At 37.3% G+C, this 217-nt stretch carries 1 pseudogene; it reads right to left on the reverse strand.

Annotated features, from left to right (window positions below):
• Positions 1-56 precede the first annotated feature (56 nt).
• A pseudogene (locus tag V6256_RS15845) lies at positions 57-217 on the reverse strand (His/Gly/Thr/Pro-type tRNA ligase C-terminal domain-containing protein); the annotation flags it as partial.

Consider the following 217-nt stretch of genomic DNA (forward strand, 5'->3'; position numbering starts at 1 on the left):
CCGTTTGATGGCCTTTTTTTGCACCTTTTATAACAAATTCATCCGAGTAATTAAAATTATGAACGAGCCATGATTTCTTGTTTTACATGTTCTACAAAATTGTCAACTTGCATTTTACCAAGATCATCACCCTTACGTGTTGTTACTGCAACTTCGTTTGCTTCGACCTCTTGGTCACCCACAACAAGCTAGTAAGGAATACGCTTCAATGTATGCT

It is taken from the genome of Psychromonas aquatilis (genome assembly GCF_038155185.1).
GTDB lineage: Bacteria > Pseudomonadota > Gammaproteobacteria > Enterobacterales > Psychromonadaceae > Psychromonas > Psychromonas aquatilis.